16 protein-coding genes are annotated in these 17,418 nt (G+C 40.2%); 7 read left to right on the top strand and 9 right to left on the bottom strand.

Translation table 11 applies throughout. From position 1 onward, the window contains the following. Positions 1-29: 29 nt before the first annotated feature. Positions 30-1,373 carry an anti-phage deoxyguanosine triphosphatase gene (locus ND16A_RS02215; RefSeq protein ID WP_052073300.1) on the top strand — a complete coding sequence of 448 codons (1,344 nt, stop codon included), beginning with the start codon at positions 30-32 and terminating at the stop codon, positions 1,371-1,373. Positions 1,374-1,411: 38 nt separating this feature from the next. Here ND16A_RS02215 and ND16A_RS02210 read toward each other — a convergent pair whose 3' ends face one another. Continuing rightward, positions 1,412-2,518, bottom strand: coding sequence for a hypothetical protein (locus ND16A_RS02210; RefSeq protein WP_033079070.1), 1,107 nt, complete (start codon positions 2,516-2,518; stop codon positions 1,412-1,414). Between the two features lie 294 nt (positions 2,519-2,812). On the opposite strand from ND16A_RS02210, the gene ND16A_RS02205 reads away from it, so the two are divergent. Then, entirely contained in the window at positions 2,813-3,343 is a 531-nt protein-coding gene (locus tag ND16A_RS02205) for a hypothetical protein (RefSeq protein WP_033079071.1), read from the top strand. Positions 3,344-3,655: 312 nt separating this feature from the next. Here ND16A_RS02205 and ND16A_RS02200 read toward each other — a convergent pair whose 3' ends face one another. The 8 genes from ND16A_RS02200 to ND16A_RS02170 form a co-directional block, all read right to left on the bottom strand. Beyond that, complete coding sequence (locus ND16A_RS02200; RefSeq protein ID WP_033079072.1) at positions 3,656-5,056, bottom strand: hypothetical protein; 1,401 nt, start codon at positions 5,054-5,056, stop codon at positions 3,656-3,658. Positions 5,057-5,386: 330 nt separating this feature from the next. After that, positions 5,387-5,512, bottom strand: a complete 126-nt coding sequence (locus ND16A_RS21905; protein ID WP_268746322.1) for a hypothetical protein — start codon at positions 5,510-5,512, stop codon at positions 5,387-5,389. A 57-nt stretch (positions 5,513-5,569) separates the two neighbouring features. Continuing rightward, complete coding sequence (locus ND16A_RS02195; RefSeq protein WP_033079073.1) at positions 5,570-5,950, bottom strand: VOC family protein; 381 nt, start codon at positions 5,948-5,950, stop codon at positions 5,570-5,572. A 40-nt stretch (positions 5,951-5,990) separates the two neighbouring features. Beyond that, entirely contained in the window at positions 5,991-7,826 is a 1,836-nt protein-coding gene (locus ND16A_RS02190; RefSeq protein ID WP_033079074.1) for a protein kinase domain-containing protein, read from the bottom strand. Positions 7,827-7,859: 33 nt separating this feature from the next. Then, complete coding sequence (locus ND16A_RS02185) at positions 7,860-8,555, bottom strand: alpha/beta fold hydrolase (protein ID WP_033079075.1); 696 nt, start codon at positions 8,553-8,555, stop codon at positions 7,860-7,862. Positions 8,556-8,759: 204 nt separating this feature from the next. Further along, positions 8,760-9,128 (bottom strand): VOC family protein, encoded by a 369-nt coding sequence (locus ND16A_RS02180; RefSeq protein WP_033079076.1) that lies wholly within the window; start codon positions 9,126-9,128, stop codon positions 8,760-8,762. A gap of 94 nt (positions 9,129-9,222) precedes the next feature. Next, positions 9,223-10,281 carry a CNNM domain-containing protein gene (locus ND16A_RS02175; RefSeq protein WP_033079077.1) on the bottom strand — a complete coding sequence of 353 codons (1,059 nt, stop codon included), beginning with the start codon at positions 10,279-10,281 and terminating at the stop codon, positions 9,223-9,225. Between the two features lie 137 nt (positions 10,282-10,418). After that, complete coding sequence (locus ND16A_RS02170; RefSeq protein WP_033079078.1) at positions 10,419-10,817, bottom strand: diacylglycerol kinase; 399 nt, start codon at positions 10,815-10,817, stop codon at positions 10,419-10,421. Between the two features lie 265 nt (positions 10,818-11,082). On the opposite strand from ND16A_RS02170, the gene ND16A_RS02165 reads away from it, so the two are divergent. From ND16A_RS02165 to rsxD, 5 genes are all read left to right on the top strand, one after another. After that, entirely contained in the window at positions 11,083-12,990 is a 1,908-nt protein-coding gene (locus ND16A_RS02165; RefSeq protein WP_033079079.1) for an EAL domain-containing protein, read from the top strand. A 178-nt stretch (positions 12,991-13,168) separates the two neighbouring features. Further along, a complete protein-coding gene (gene rsxA / locus ND16A_RS02160) occupies positions 13,169-13,747 on the top strand; it encodes an electron transport complex subunit RsxA (protein ID WP_033079080.1) in 579 nt (192 codons plus the stop codon). Between the two features lie 2 nt (positions 13,748-13,749). Beyond that, the gene (gene rsxB, locus ND16A_RS02155; RefSeq protein WP_033079081.1) at positions 13,750-14,304 is read left to right on the top strand and encodes an electron transport complex subunit RsxB; all 555 of its coding nucleotides are present in this window, start codon (positions 13,750-13,752) and stop codon (positions 14,302-14,304) included. 11 nt (positions 14,305-14,315) lie between these two features. Then, positions 14,316-16,355 carry an electron transport complex subunit RsxC gene (gene rsxC, locus ND16A_RS02150; protein ID WP_033079082.1) on the top strand — a complete coding sequence of 680 codons (2,040 nt, stop codon included), beginning with the start codon at positions 14,316-14,318 and terminating at the stop codon, positions 16,353-16,355. A gap of 2 nt (positions 16,356-16,357) precedes the next feature. Continuing rightward, positions 16,358-17,416, top strand: coding sequence for an electron transport complex subunit RsxD (gene rsxD / locus ND16A_RS02145; RefSeq protein WP_033079083.1), 1,059 nt, complete (start codon positions 16,358-16,360; stop codon positions 17,414-17,416). The last annotated feature ends 2 nt before the right edge of the window (positions 17,417-17,418 follow it).

Below are 17,418 nucleotides of genomic sequence, written 5' to 3' on the forward strand. Positions count from 1 at the left end.
CAAGATGGCCTGGCGACAAGGATCACAGCATGAACGAGAACTGGTTGCAAAGACGATTACCGAACAGCTCCTCCAGACAGCAAGATCATCGCTCCCCGTTTCAACGTGATCGTGCCCGTATATTGCATTCTGCCGCATTTCGGCGCCTACAAGCAAAAACTCAGGTAATGGGCATTGGCCAAAGTGATTTTTATCGTACCCGCTTAACCCACTCTCTGGAAGCCGCACAGATTGGCTCAGGCATTACCGCACAATTGCGTTCTAAATTTGGCGATCAGTGCCAACAATTATTGCCTCGCGAAGACTCATTGATCGAAGCCATATGTCTGGCTCATGATATTGGCCATCCACCCTTTGGCCATGGTGGTGAAGTCGCATTAAATTTCATGATGCACAGTTTTGGCGGTTTTGAAGGCAATGGCCAAACCTTTAGAATAGTGACTAAACTCGAACCTTATACCGAACATTTTGGTATGAATTTAAGCCGCCGAACCTTACTCGGTTTAATGAAATACCCTCAAATAATCGACCGATTAGCCTGTCCGCAAGTACCGGCTGCACCGGTAAACTTTCGCCAATTAAAAGCCGGTGACTGGCACCCACCAAAGGGCCTATATGCCGACGATAGCGAACTGCTCGAGTGGGTACTGGCGCCATTATCGACGGATGACAAAAATCAATTCCAAAAAATAAGTGTGAAAACCAATAAACATCATAGAACCCAATTTAAATCTTTTGATTGCTCGATTATGGAGCTGGCCGACGATATCGCTTATGGTATTCATGACATGGAAGATGCGATAGTCACCGGCGTAGTGGGTAAAGACAGTTTCATCGAGCATGTGGTGAAGCCGTTAACACAACTTAACGATAATTGGTTAAATGAGCTTATAAAAAGCCTTGCCGATAAGTTGTTTTCTCATCAGCACCATTTACAAAAAGATGCCATTGGCGCGCTGGTGAACTACTTAATTACGGCGATTGAACTAATCGATTTGAATGAAACTAAGGATTGCGATTTTGCCGAGCCGCTATTACGTTTTAACGCCGCTTTACCAGAAATACAGGCGCAAGCATTAAAAGTGTGTAAAGATTATGTCTACAAATTTGTGATTAAAAAAACCGACATTCAGCGAATGGAATATAAAGGGCAGCAAATTGTCATGGAATTATTTGAAGCCTTCGCCAGCGATCCACAACGCTTGTTACCCGATTCAACGTGTCAACGTTGGCTGCTCGCCTGCGAGAACAGCCAAAACCCACAGCGCGTTATCGCCGATTATTTATCCGGCATGACCGACGAATTTGCCACCAAAGTGTATAACAGTTTATTTTTGGCTAACGGTCTTAGTATCAAAGAAGAAAATTATTAACTCAAGTAATGGACTAAGGCTTGTACTTTGTAGCTTAATTATATCGGCTTGATAATTTGCGCTGCATTTTCGTTGCCAATAAGCTGGTCAAACTCTTCGGCCAACCGTTCACTCTCATCAATAACCGATTGCCAATATTTTATCCGCTCAGCCTCGGTTAATTGAGTAAAATCTTTTCTGTCAGGAATTTTGCCAAACGGCAGTTTGTTGACAAACTCCGCGGTAGGCGCCAAAACAACGGTATTGTCAAAATGTTGCTTATTGGCAAAACGGTGTTTTATGTATTTATCAAACCAACCCGGTTTAAATTCATTATAAAAATGCGGGTACAATACTAACCCGCCTTGCTGATCATCTTTGATTTCTTGCTGTGCTTGGCTAGCATTTGAGCCTGGTAAAAAGCGCTGATCAAAATGATAATCAATAATACCACCATCACGATACATGCCCTTACCTGCTCCTTTGATATCGCGAACCCCATTAATGATCAACGGAATAGATCCAGTCGCCTGCAGCGCCTGTTCAGTATTGTGCTTGGTTAATGACACCACTTTTGAGCGAATACCATCATCATAATCAAATGGAATATAACTATTGTCACTAGTAAAAATGACCCGTTGATAATAGTTACCCAGCTTTTTACGCTGTAATCGATTCCCGGCAGCTGAAGCTATTAAGCCGGGTATTTGCAGTGCTTTGTGTTCATATCGCGTTAACCCTGTTGATTTGGCAACGATAATGTTCGACTTAATCAAAGGGTTAGTGGCTATTTCAACCGCGCCCCGGCTGGCTAAAACATCCGCCAACATTTGTTCACTGGCACGAGTGACTTGGTCTTTATCCGCGTTCAATGGATACGATAAATGCGAATAAGCATGGATCAAGCGATTAATGGCCGCGAGTGGATTTTGTTGTGCATAACAAGCAAAGCGCCAGGCACCCGCAGACGAGCCTAACGTATACAGAGTACTAGTTCGTGATTTAAAAAATTCGCCACAAAAATAACGATCTAAACCGGCTAAGACAAACCATTTAGGGCCACCACTGGCGCCTACCATCATTTTTATTTGCTCTTGGCTAATGCCCTGCTCTTTTATTTGCGCTAATGCAGATGGTCCTGCATATACAGCTAACGCTTTGGTCATATTAAAGTTTACCTAGATGATTTAGATTAGTTCCTTTCGAGAAAACAATAACTTTGGATATTAACTCAATTTCCTAAGCGTCCTCCTAGCTTATGAGAAGGATGGTTTCATAAATGCCATAATATTCCATACATCAGATGAAATATCAAAGAGTTTTATCTTTGAATCAGTGATTAATACGGACAAATAAATGTACTTAAATCTTTATGATTTGATTTAATTATTGATTTTAACATACTGTTTTAATTAAACTATGTGGTGTAAAAACGAATTAAATAATAATAAAGGAAAAATATGAAATTCAAATTACTTGCTCTAATGGCTACTTTTCTAACAGGCTGTGCCTCAGGACCTAAAGTCGACTTATATTCACATAGTGATCCAATTCAATTCTCTAAACAACTTATTAGTGATAAATCAGTTGGAATGGATGGAATGATTGCAGTAGCAACCTCTAGTTCAAATACAACCGAAAATACTGAATTCTATACAACTCAATTTCATAATCAATATGGCAAAACAAAAGATACCCTAGGTAGCTACCGAAAATGGTGCAACATTAGAGGTGGAAGTTATAATGAAATGATTATGGGAGGTTTTGGAGTTTATCAAATAGGATGCATTGATAAAAAAACTGCTGCGATGATTTATATAGGTTATGTTCAAGAATATCGATTTGAATTAACTGGTGGCGGTAAATATAGCACTATGAACCGTTTTCTTATAGCTAAAACATTACCTGAACAAAATGATAAAACAGCCATGACCGAAGCTGCAGCCGAATTTAAAAAGCATTGGGTTAAATGGAGAAGAGATTCATATTAGATAATAAGTGTTGTAAAAACTCATTAACTTAGCAGCTAATACCACAATTCTCTTGGTTATGAAGAATTGTGGTTTTTATGGTGTTATAAAAAATTAATATTATTCAGAACTATACTCACAGAGTAATAACCTATTAAATTTGAATGTCGGTGTTTAGCTATACAAAGACAACCATTTTACTGAGGGAAACTTACTTTATTAAAAACCCCAAGAACAAACTAAGAACAAAAAATATTAACTCAAATTAAAAGTGAAAGAGAGTCAAACCAAAGCAGGTAGCTATCACTCATATTTGAGCTGTTATAAGTTTTATTATAAAGTGCTTTCGACTTTATCTGTGTTAAGTATAGAATTATAGTAAGCCTTAGAGCGCTCAACAATTTCAACTAACAATTCTTCAGCAATTATAGGTTCCATCAATACTTTCTCACCAAATAAATAAAGGTTATACGGCTCATCTCTTTTAACCTTACCGCTATAAAAACGAATTTTACTTAAGTTAAAGGTACAAGTTCCTTTTGGATTGACAACAAAAGCTTTCGTTTCGCTATCTCGACTACAATCTTTATATATAACGTGAATGGCTCCTGAACGTGTATTTTTGTGTGCACCTGAGAATTTAGAACCATCAAGCTCTACAGTTGATAAAAAATTATCTTCTTCAATAAATAATGGCTCATTTGACGTATTGTTAACCGTAATGGTTAAATCACTCTCAAAATATTTTCCATCGTGAGAATTCGAAATTTTAGACGATATCTCTGATATATATTCATTAGTGAATTTTTTAGCTATATGATATCTATCACTATTTCTCAAATAGTACGACAGTTTTTTCTCTCCAGTGAATAAATCCTCATAGCTCCTATAATTGTTAGAGGAATTTGTAGACCGAACCTCTCGTTTTACAAAGTATTTATAACCCGCAGGGGTGAAAGTAAAAAGCCTATAAAGTTCTTTTCCATCCGATTGAATTTTAATAACTTTTAAAAAATCGAAATATGGGGTATTTCCAATATCATTAACTTTATTTTTTTCAGGAATAAAAGAAGGACGCTTTTTATAGTTATCGCATATAACTACTCTATTCGATGAAGTTTGTATTTTATTATTTAATGAATAACTTGAAATTAATCTTTGTTTTTTTTCAAGATGCATCGTCCCATCAAAGATTCTATACAAACCTAATTTTGATATTTCGTTTAAAGGAATTCTAGATTTAATTAAAGTTTCAATTTCAAGGAATTGCCTTTTAATTAAGTAATCATCCCAACCAGATCCAAACCCCATTTCATTAAACATTGTATTTATTAACGTTTGTTCAGGGGGGATTGGACCTCGATATGAGTTCTTTTCAAATAGTACTTCAGCATATAAAGCGTCATTAACTTGAATCGGATTACCTATTATTGATTCATAATTTCCGATATAAACCTGTTTATTTGATGAACGACAAACTCGGCTCGATAATGTGTCAAAATGATAAGGATATTCAGGTAAATCTACATATTTAAAACGTTCCGTCTCTTGCACTTCAACATTATGTTTAATGGCATATGTGTTTAAAACTTCAGGATACGTTTTAACATTAAGATTCAATACCTGGTCATGATATTTCTTTACATCTTGAGGGTTTTCTTCTTGAGTGGTTTTACAACCCGACATTAAAGCGATTAAACTAAAAGTAATTAATATTCTTTTTAATATTTTCATTGGCATATCCATATTTCTAATTAATGATTCAGGAAAACACTTAATTGTTATTATAAAGTGGAGACTAAATCCCATGGATTTTAAGTTACTAAAAATAATGGTACTTTTCAATAAGTTAATCGTTATCATGATTTATATTTGAAATTATAACGCTCGAGAAAGAGCATTGTCACTAAGGTACTATTTTTCATCAATTTAACAAAATAAATAGATGGACATTTAAGAATTATGCTCATAGATTAACCAATCAATTTAGTTTGGCATTATTTGTTAATATTAATGATTTGGATTTTCTTTTGATTAACACTGTAAAAGTCGGTGTATGGTAATTTAATTAAACCATTTAGGGCCACCACTGGCGCCTACCATCATTTGAATTTGCTCTTGGCTAAGGCCCTGCTCTTTTATTTGCGCTAATGCAGATGGTCCTGCATATACAGCTAACGCCTTTGTCACGTTACAGCTTTCCTTGTTAATAGGTATTAGTGTTGGTATTAATCAACTTAGTATCAATTACTTTTTATAGTACAGGGCACAAATGGCACCGGCGGGGTCTTTAATTACCACATATTTGTCATCACCGCCCATCGATTTAACGTCGGTCAATAGCTCGCCACCGTTAGCCAGCACTGCGGCAATTGATTTATCAATATCAGCCACGATAAAATATGCCATCCACACCGGTGGTAAATCGGCATTTACTCCAGTGGCGTGGCAAACCCCGGCTTGTGGCGTACCATCGCTGACTCGATTCATCGAGTAATCATCGTAACTGCCCATACTACAAGCTTCTACTTGCCAGCCAACCACATCCTGATAAAAATCCTTAACCGTATCTGCATCTTTCACGGTTAGATCTAACCAGGCCATGTCGCCAATATTACTATTTTCCATCTGTTATGCCTCTGTTGTGATCAATTAAGTTAGTGCTTTGCTATTGCAACAGCTTTGGATTTTTCGGGTAAAACTCATCCGTTGCCTGATTTCTGTGCTCAAAGAAACGGGTATCTTTATAAGGTAGTTTCATAAAACCTGAAATGCCAATACCTTTAATCGTCGGCAGTAATGCCAAGATGTCGGTTAAGCATTGCTCAAATTCGGCCTGTTTATCGTGATTAAGCAGCATTAAATAACTGTGAATTTTACAATGGGTTTCCAGCAATTCGAAAATGATACAACCGGTATGATGAATCAAATTCATCTTCGCCAATACCGCCATAATTTCTTCCGGTAAATGCAGGTATTCATCCGGGTCGACACCATCTTCAAAGTAAGAATGCAATTGGCTGGCATTATCGACTTCGACCAGTTTACTCACCTCAAAGCTCAGCTTTTGCCCTTGATGGGCGATAAATGGCCGCTCTTTATTTTTCCGCTCGACATGCAGGGTATCACGGGCGTTAAAAAAGCAAGATTTAAACATGCCAACGCGAAAAACCCCGCGAGCCAGCGTTACCATGTTATTCACCGCCGATTTAAATGAGTATTCCAATAAGGGATCGAACAAGGTCAAATTAGAATCGACATAAACCCCGTCTTTTTCCCAACGGATCGCCAAGCCTCCCACCACAGGGAATTTAGCTAAGCGACTGACCGCGGCAATAAATGCCTTTTCCGTATCGCCCATCCCCACCAGAAAATTTTTGTAATACTTTTCCAGTTGCACATCATCAACATCAATCAGGCTTTCTTTGTCAGCCTGTTCGCGTAAAAAGGATTTACGAGAACCATAACCAACGGTATCAATTTCCTCGTCATGGCTGCGCTGCCAAACCGGGATCAAGGCATCAACCACAGCCAATGTTGGTTTATCGGCTAACACCAGGTTTTTAAGCAAAGATAAATTGTTAAACAAATAGTCCCCTGCTTCTTTGCGCAAGCGTTCATCTTCGCCAAGCATGCCATCCAAAGCTTTCGCCAACATTTTCGGCAAGCCCAGTGAAGACGCAGTGATCACCTTATAACCATAACGGCACGACTGACCTGAAGCCAGCGCATATATGGTGGCAGCCATGCCTTGTTCATCAAAACGAGGGGATGATAAGCCACCATTTAACTGCTCTTCACCGATAAAATAAATATCGCCCATGCGCGAATTGGTATGTTGTAAATCACCACTCATTAAATCCATCACATTATTGGCGGTGCTGTGACCATCTTTATCCGTTTGCGCCCACACCGAAGACCCCCAGTCAATCAACTGTATCTGGCCATTGGTTTCATCGAACACGATATTCGAGGGTTTAATATCTCCATGCACTATCGGTTTGTTTTTGGTGTTGTTGCTTGGATCGCGGATGAACTGTAACAGTTCAATTAACTGGATGGTGATCGAAACAACTTGCTCTACCGCCAAAGGCCCTTGCTGGTGTGAGATGACATCCAAATCGTGGCCAGGAGCCCGGCTCATATGCAAAATAGACTGGCGTTTTATTTTTAAATATTCAATTAATTTCGGAATGTGGTGATGTGCTAGCATCGCTTGCATTTCGGCTTCATCGCTTAAGCGGTCTTGCACATGTTGCGGCAAATTGGCGCGTGAAAATTTAAACACTTGCTGTCTGCCCACATCATTTTCACCACAAAACACAAACCCATAAGCGCCTTTACCAAGCAACTCAACGTCTTGATAACCCAGTTGATGTAATTGGCTTTTACATAAATCAATCCAATGTTTTAACTTGGCGGCATCTTTGTGGCTAAGCAAATAAATGGATTGATCTTCGGCAATATAGAAATGCTGTAATTTTTTTTCCGCCAAGGTATTCATGCTCTCTTTTTACTGACTAAATACTGATACATATTATAACTCTAGCCACGAATTTAGGTAATTTGCTAACTCTCTTGGTTTTTCCAATGGCAGCATATGGCCTGAACCAGAGGTATTAATGACCGACAATTTTGGGCTAGCCCCCGTAAGCTCATTAAACCATTGAGAATTCACCAATGGATCATTATCGCTATAATAAAAATGAGTATGAAATGGTAACTGACCTATAGTTTGAGAAAGATCCGTCCTTGCTGACGTATATTGATACTGACTGATAAATTCGTCTTCACCGAGCTCACTATCCATGTTCAGGACGATATCTATCAAGCGCTCAGTTTGCTTGGTTTTATCAAACAAATTTACTACTCGATTCCGGCTAATGCCTTGGTAACCATAGGTTTTAACGAATTTTAAAATCTCATTTCGTTGCTGCAATTCATCAACAGGCAAACGAGCCGGGCTATTGGATATCACAAATAATTTCTCAATGCGCTCTGGATATAGCATCGAAAAATAGCTCGCAATATAGCCCCCTAGAGAGAAACCAATGAGGTTTACTTTATCACCGCCAAGTATATCGTTATAGTGCTCAGCCAGTTCCGTAAAATTCTTTCCCTGTGGTATATTCAAGTAAATCAGCTCAAGCGAGTGAGGCAAATACGGGATCAATTCTGCCCATAATTGCTCGTTGCACATGGTTCCCGGAATTAAATATAACTTTTTACGCAAAGGTGCTCCGAGAGTAATAACGCCATTTAAGGACGTTTATAATTATTGTCTAAAAGGTGAAGTGCAACGAAACTTAGCCAATCTTCGGAGCTCATAGGATTAACAGGATTATATTTTCCCATTTTTAGCTACATCCTTACAAAATGCAGCTGTCTGAGATGCCGATTGTGCCATCGCATTTCCTTAATTTACCTAATACCCATGCTACGTCATGCAGAAAAAGTTGAGTTTATTACCATCCAAGTCACGAAAGTAACCGGCATAAAACCCTTGTCCTCTTGGTCCTGAAGGTCCTTCGTCGGTGGCACCAAGCTCAATGGCCTTCGCATACAATGCATCAACTTGCTGAGGGTTTTCGACAGCAAGCGCAACCATAACACCATTACCAGTGGTTGCGGAATCACCATTAAATGGTTTGGTAATAGCTAAACCAGGCTTATCTGGGTCAACGGCCCACGCGATAAAGGTTTCTTCTTCCATAAATCTTTTAGCACCAATTTCAGCTAGTAATTGATCATAAAATTTAGCGCCTCGTTGTAAATCGTTTGTACCTAAAGTTACGTATCCAATCATTTTTAAGCCTCGTTTATTAAATTAAATTTCCAACGTTGTTAAGGTACAACATGCAACTGTATAAATAAACAGCTAAATTGATAATAAAAATAGTTTACTCAGAATTTTCATTAGATTCCTTGGCAGAATTTTCCCTTAACCGTTGTCGGTAATTTGCCTTTGCCAATTTTTGCATATCTGCAACTTTGTCGCTTTCATCGACAATTTCTCTGCCCAATATGGTTTCAATCGCATCTTCAAGCGTTACGATACCTGCCGTTTGGCCAAAATGATCTTCCACCAAAAAGATATGCTCATGGCGTTTAATAAACAGATCCAGTAAATTTAACACCGGAAAGCTTTCCGAGATCCGATACAAAGGGGTGGCAATATCTTTTAATAATACAGCGCCATTACCATTGAGTTCGCTTTCATATAACTGACCTTTTATGATCACCCCGGTAATGGTATCTATGCTGTTGTGATAAATGGGAATGCGGGTAAAGGTTGCGGTTTGTTCTATTGCCAAGGCCGCACTTACGGTCATATTCTGATCCAAAGCATGAACGACACTGCGTGGCGTGAGAATGTCTTCGCTATTGGCATCGCGTAACTTTAAAATATTTTCAACCAGTTGATTTTCCTGGCTGGCGATTGCCCCGTCTTTATAACTTAACGAAGCAACGGCTAAAACTTCTTCTCGGCTGGTTTCATGAGCACTCTTGCTAGAAAACAACTTAGTCACCCGCGTTGACAACCAAACCAGTGGATAGACGATTTTTACCAAAAAAGCGATAACATACGCTGAGGGAATGGCCAATTGTCGCCAAAATGTGGCGCCAAGTGTTTTCGGGATAATTTCTGATAAATATAAAATGGCCAGAGTCAGCAAAAAAGCAATTAAGGTTTCCCATTTTTCGCCAAACACCCGAATCGCCTGAGCACCTACCCCGGCAGCACCCATGGTATGAGCGAAAGTATTTAAAATCAGAATACTGGAAAGAGACTGATCCAAATTGGTTTTCACCTTTGTTAGGGTTTGCCCACCTTTACTTTTGTTTTTCGAGGTGCGAGCAATAAAACTGGGGGTTATCGACAACAGTACAGCTTCAAGCACTGAACAAATAAAAGAGACGCCAATGGCGATAGATAGATAAACAATTAATAGGGTCATTTACAGTTTGAATCGTTAACGGTAAGAAAGTTCGTTTAGTTTACCCAAAAATATATAAAAATGTTATGACTAACCGTAACTTAGAGATAAATATCTTGAAAGACCATAAATGCAGTCACTTTCAGCAGTATTCTCGACTAGATAATTTGAAAATATTGTAATGTGGCGATGATCCAAATTACCTTTAAAAACATTAAGGCAATAAACACCAGCGCCGAGCCAATATCCTTTGCCCGGCCAATGAGTTCATCGTGTTGCAAGGTTATCTTGTCGGCCAAGGCCTCTAGCGCAGAATTTACCAGCTCAGCAAACAATAAAAACAATAAACTGAACAACAGCATTAACCAATGGTTGACCGAAGTCGCGATAACAAACGAAAACGGCAGTAGCACCAGTACTAAAACCGATTCCTGACGAAATGCAGCCTCATGTTGCCACGCGGCTTTAAAACCTAGCAACGAACAGTAAGTTGCCTTAAACAGGCGTTTTAACCCTGTACCATTGGGCTTGTTTAGCGGTTGTTGGTTGTTATTCATAGAACTGGTCTGATTATTCTGCTTCGCTCATTTAGTAAGACATTATATTTAATAACGTTTTAATATGCGAGCAACAAAAATTAACGGTAATGAAAGCAGACGAAAAAAGGGATTTTTTCGCCGCTCCATCTTATTAAACATTGCATTTTTCCCCATAGTTACCTAAGGTAAGATGATAAAAATAAGTTTCTATATTTTAATTTCAAGTGATTGAAAGTAATAAAAATAACTACAATAAATTTAGATTCGAGGGATCTCTTTACCTATGTCGACTTTTTCGCGCATATTTTTCAAAAATATTGCTCTTACCATCATCTTCTGTGTTTGTTATTTCAGTTTTAGCTTTTATAGCTTAAACAATTTTGTCATTGAAGAGCAAAGCGCTCACCAGGTATCTCTAAAAAAAATTACCGAACATTATAAAGACGATGATCTTAAAGGGTTTTCAAGGCAGTTAAAGTTAGCCTTTGAATACGATGAACTGTTGATCAGCAATTTTAATGATGAAGTTATCTATAGCTATAAAAATGAAAACGCTACATTTAACCCGTTAACGCTTATCGACAATGAAGTGCCGTTAAGCACGGTAAAAAACAATGCGCTAGCTATTTTTATCAAATATCGGGTAAATAACGATCAACTGTATAAGGTGTATTACACCATCACTTCGTTTGTCATCGCGGTTGTTTTGTTAGTGTTGATTTTGGGCTCGTTCATTACCAACTCGATCATCAACAGCTCCAGTAGTAAAGCAAAAAGATACATTTCCAAATTAATTGCCGTAGAAATTAAAACAGCGCTTGAATCTACAGGCCCGCCCAATACATTAAAACTGCCGAAAGAATTTGCAGAAATGAATAGCGTGCTTGTGCAATTACAATCGTTTGTAAGTAACAAACAGCTCAAATTCGAAGAATTACAACAAACGGCGTTTATTGATCACTTAACCGATTTGGAAAATCGCAGTAGCTTTGTTGATTTTTTCGATAATTACATAGAGCAAAGTAAAGAATCGGCTTTTGGCGTGTTAATTATTACCCGCTGTTCCGAGTTGATGACGATAAATCAAATACATAGTTACCAAGAAGGCGACAGATACATTCGCCAGGTAGCCAATATCTTAAAAAAACAAGTACAACATATCGACTCGGCCCATGTGTACCGGTTGAATGGTTCTGACTTTGCAATATTTTTACCAAATACCACGGTAAATCAAGCGGAAAAGTTTTGTGCTGAGTTAACCGGATTATTTAATGAATACCAACAATTTGCAGATTACGATTCTATTGCCTACTCAGGCATCGTAAAACTCGATTTGCAAAAACCTCTTGGTGAAATGCTGGCATTGGCTGATTCAGCGATAAGTCTGGCACAAACCCGTAATAAAAATTCCTGGTATGTGCAAAGCGACCCACAATTACTAAAAAGTGAAACGGCTGGTTTTGGCAATCAAAACTGGAATAAAGAAATTAGTTTCGTAATTGAACACCAGAGTGCTTCCCTGTTATCACAGGTCATTCAACCAAACAGTAGAAATAACCGTATTTATAACGAGGTGTTATCCCGTTTCACCAGCTCTGAAGGGGATATTTTACCGACAGAGACGTTTATCGCGATGGCTGAAAAACTTGATAAAATCATCTTAATTGACCGCCTGGTAATTGAAAAAACCCTAGTGGAAATAAAAGCTAAAAATCTAAGTGAACAAGCCTTTGGCATAAACTTAAGCACCCGTTCAATCCACGATCAACATTTTGTCATATGGTTAGAGCGCCGTTTATTAAAAGATCACGATATCGCCACGCGCTTAATATTTGAAATTAGTGAATATGGTTTAGAGCAAAATATCAGAGGCAGTAAGCACTTTATTGAAATGATCCACAGAGTTGGCGCGCGTATTTGTGTTGAACACTTTGGGGTCGGCGTTACCTCATTTAAGTTTTTCAGAGAATTATCTCCAGACTTCATAAAAATTGATGGCAGTTATACCCGCGATATCCACATCGATAAAAACAATCAGTATTTCTTACGTTTGATGATTGATTTAGCCCATAGATTAGGGGTTCGTGTGCTTGCCGAGAGCGTTGAAACTCAGGAGGAAAAGTGCACCTTTGATGAAATATTCGTTGATGGTTGTCAGGGATTTTATTTGGCCAAGCCTGAGCCGCTGTAGCAGCGTAGGCATTAAATGATTTCAGCTGCCTTGCATTGCTAAACCCTTTAAAAACCATTAATTTGTTCGTTTAATGAACAAATAAAATAACCCTACAAACAACAAGTTGTTAAAACCTTAAGAAACTAGGATAATAGTCGGCAAGCGAAGCAATTAACTGCAGATAAAAATATTTTAAATGACTGATTATCTATTACTTTTGGTTGGGACTGTGTTGGTGAACAACTTTGTTCTGGTACAGTTCTTAGGTTTATGTCCCTTCATGGGGGTCTCATCACGCACAGAAACTGCAATTGGCATGTCTTTGGCGACAACCTTTGTCCTCACGCTGGCCTCCCTGCTCAGTTATTTGTTCAGTACTTATTTGCTCCAGCCACTTGGTCTTGAATACCTTACCACTATGGGTTTTATTCTGGTCATTGCCGTGGTGGTACAATTTACCGAAATGGTTGTGCATAAAACCAGTGCCAACCTTTATCGGCTTTTGGGTATTTTCCTGCCATTAATTACTACCAATTGTGCGGTGCTCGGCGTCGCCCTTATCAACTTGCGAGAAAATCATAACTTTTTTGAATCCATTATTTATGGATTTGGCGCCGCAGTCGGCTTTTCTATTGTATTAATTATGTTTTCCGCGATGCGTGAACGTCTGGCAAATGCCGATGTACCGAAACCTTTCCAGGGAGCGGCCATAGCCATGATCACTGCCGGTCTGATGTCATTAGCCTTTATGGGTTTTACCGGTTTGGTGAAATAATCATGGAATTCATTTTAGCCATCGTTGTTTTTGGTTTCATCGCCATCGCTTTTGGTGCCTTGCTCGGTTTTGCCTCGGTACGTTTTAAAGTAGAAGGCGACCCACTGGTTGAACAACTTGATGCTTTATTGCCACAAACCCAATGTGGCCAATGTGGTTACCCGGGTTGTAAACCTTACGCGGAAGCGGTTGCCAATGGTGAAGCCATTAATAAATGCGCGCCGGGTGGCGAAGATACCATTAAAAAAATTGCCGATTTGATGGGCGTAGAAGTTCAGCCCCTCGATGAAACTCATCAACAAGACAATACCCCTAAAGTTGCCTTTATTATTGAAGAAGACTGTATCGGTTGTACCAAATGTATTCAGGCATGTCCGGTAGACGCCATCATGGGGGCGGCCAAACAAATGCATACTATTATCGTTGATGAATGTACCGGGTGTGATTTATGCGTTGAACCTTGCCCTGTTGACTGTATTGAAATGATCCCAATCGCACAAACACCAGAAACCTGGCAGTGGGATCTGCAATCTATCGATATTGTTCAGATAGATTAGGAGTTGTTGTAATGGAATCTATCATTGACCGTATTGAAAAAAATCATTTCTGGAAGTTTGCCGGCGGTATTCACCCGCCACAGCAAAAATTTTTAAGTAACGATAAACCGATAAAAACCATAGAGCTTGCCGACGAATTAATTTTGCCGTTGAAACAGCACATAGGTAAATCTGGTGAAGTGTTAGTGAGCATTGGCGACAGGGTGTTAAAAGGTCAGCCATTAACCCATAATGACACCCCGATGAGCGTGCCGGTACACGCACCGACTTCGGGCATAGTTAGTGCCATTAAAAACTCTACCATCGCCCATCCATCGGGCATGGCCGAGTTATGCTTAATGCTCAAGCCTGATGGTTTAGACCAATGGCGTGAACGACACGTCGTAGACGATTTTCACAGTTTATCGAAAGCCGAACTTATTGATAAAATTGCCAGTGCCGGTATTGCCGGCATGGGTGGCGCAGGTTTTCCGACCAACATTAAAGTCAGTGCCAAGCCGGGCATAAAATTTTTGATCATTAATGCGGCAGAATGTGAACCTTACATCACCGCCGATGATTTATTGATGCGCGAACACTCTGCTGCCGTAGTGAACGGCATTGATATTCTCAACGTATTACTCGAACCCGAAAAAATTCTGATTGGCATCGAAGATAATAAGCCACAAGCCATTGCCGCTCTGCAAGCCGCAACACTCAATAAGGACAACGTACATGTGTGTGTGTTGCCGACAAAATATCCAACCGGCGGTGAAAAGCAGCTAATTAAAGCGCTAACCGGCGAGGAAGTACCCAGTGGTGTGCATCCCTTAGCCATTGGGATGGTGGTACAAAACGTAGCAACCGCATTTGCAATATCAGAAGCAATATTGAATGACACGCCACTGATCCGGCGGGTTGTCACCGTCACCGGCCAGGCGGTGAAAAAGCCACAAAATATTTGGGTGCCACTAGGCACTCCGGTAGCGCATGTACTTAAACAATGTGGTTTTGCTAAGCCTGAACAAACAGAGCAGCAACGAGTCATTATGGGCGGGCCGTTAATGGGCTTTACTCTGCCAACACTCAATGTGCCGGTAGTAAAAATCAGTAATTGTATTCTGGTGCCAACCTTCGCCGAAATAGCTCCGGTGACTAACGAAGTGGAGTGCATTCGTTGTGGCCAGTGTGCAGAAGTATGCCCAAGCTCCCTACTTCCGCAAGAATTACAATGGCACGCCAAAGCAAAAGATTTTGACAAGTTAGAACAGTTGAACCTGTTTGACTGTATCGATTGCGGCGCCTGCGCGTATGTCTGCCCAAGTCAAATACCTCTTGTACAATATTACCGCGTGGCAAAAGCGGAAATCAGGCACAATAAAATTCAGGAAGCTAAGGCGGAAAAAGCAAAATTGCGTTTTGAAGCAAGACAAGTTCGCCTTGAAAAAGAAAAACAGGCGCGCGAAGAAAAACATCAAAAAGCGATGGCAGCGAGAAAAGCGGCTACCAGCCCGGAAAAAGCGCAAGCCAATAATTCGGCTGTTGCCGCAGCCTTAGCCCGAGTAAAAGCGAAAAAAGCCGCTCAGGCCTCGGCTGGTGATACCACAATTGCAGCAGATACTGATGTAAAAACCAGGGCTGCACAAGCCATTGCCAGAGCGAAAGCGAAAAAAGCCGCCGCAACTAACGCCAATAAAGCACCTGCAGACTCAGATAAACCAACAGCAGAGTTGACCGCAGCAGAGCAGAAAAAGGCTCGCACCGCCGCGGCAGTTGCCAAAGCAAAGGCAAAGGCAAAAAAACAGGCCGCGAAAGTAGAAAATACTCAGCAAAATAAACAAGCTAGCCAAGGTGAACTCGCGTTAAACACTGAAACAAACGTTGAACTGACTACAAACGAACAGAAAAAGGCAAAGATTGCTGCTGCCGTAGCTAAGGCAAAAGCCAAAGCGAACCAGCAAAACGTTGAGCCCCCTGAGCAGGCAGTATCTGATGAAGATAAAAAAGCAAAACTTGCTATCGCCGTAGCGAAAGCAAAAGCAAAGAAATTAAAAGAGCAAGAGTCTAAATAAATATGGCATTTTTCATAGCAAGCTCACCACATAATCATATTCAAGCTGAAACATCAGCACTCATGCGCCTGGTTATTATGGCCGCAATACCGGGTGTTATTGCGCAGTGGTATTTTTTTGGTTGGGGTTCAATTATTCAAATCTGTTTGGCCATCACCTTTGCGGTGCTGGCTGAAATCACGTTTTTAGCGATACGTGATAAAAACATCAAAGCCCAAATCACCGACTTCTCAGCGGTACTAACCGGCTTGCTTATTGGCATATCGGTTCCCTCCATTGCACCTTGGTGGATAACCGTGATCGGCAGCGTATTTGCCATTATGGTGGTAAAACAACTGTATGGTGGATTAGGTTTTAACCTGTTTAATCCGGCGATGGCCGCCTATGTAATGTTACTTATCTCCTTCCCGGTACAAATGACATCATGGCAACCGGCCAATGAGTTATTAACCCATGACATTAGCTTTTTTAATCATTTGTGGTTGATACTCACCGGCTATACCTGGGAAGGTTTCTCGGTCGAACAAATCCGCATGAACATTGATGGCATCACCATGGCCACACCTCTTGATACGTTAAAAACGGATTTAACCTTAGGCCTGACTGTATTTGAAAGTATCAGCAATCCGGTGTTTGGTGAAAACTTTAGTGTCGGTTGGGAGTGGGTAAATGCCGGTTTCTTTCTTGGTGGCATATTTTTAATCGCGAAAAAAGCGATAGATTGGGTGATCCCGGTAAGTTTCTTAACTGCGTTATGGCTATTCTCCTTTATCGCGTTTAGCTTAAGCCCAGACAGTAGTGCTTCTACCATGTTTCACTGGTTAGCCGGCGGCACCATGTTAGGTGCATTTTTCATCTTAACCGACCCGGTATCGGCGGCAACAACCCGTAAAGGCAGAGTTACCTATGCCGCCCTGGTCGCTTTGCTGGTATATATTATTCGTAAATTTGGCGGGTATCCGGATGCCATTGCCTTTGCGGTATTAATTGCCAATATGGCCGTACCATTAATCGATCAATACACCAGACCAAGAACCTATGGTCATAAGGGTGCAGAATAACC

It is taken from the genome of Thalassotalea sp. ND16A, assembly GCF_000764205.1.
GTDB lineage: Bacteria > Pseudomonadota > Gammaproteobacteria > Enterobacterales > Alteromonadaceae > Thalassotalea_A.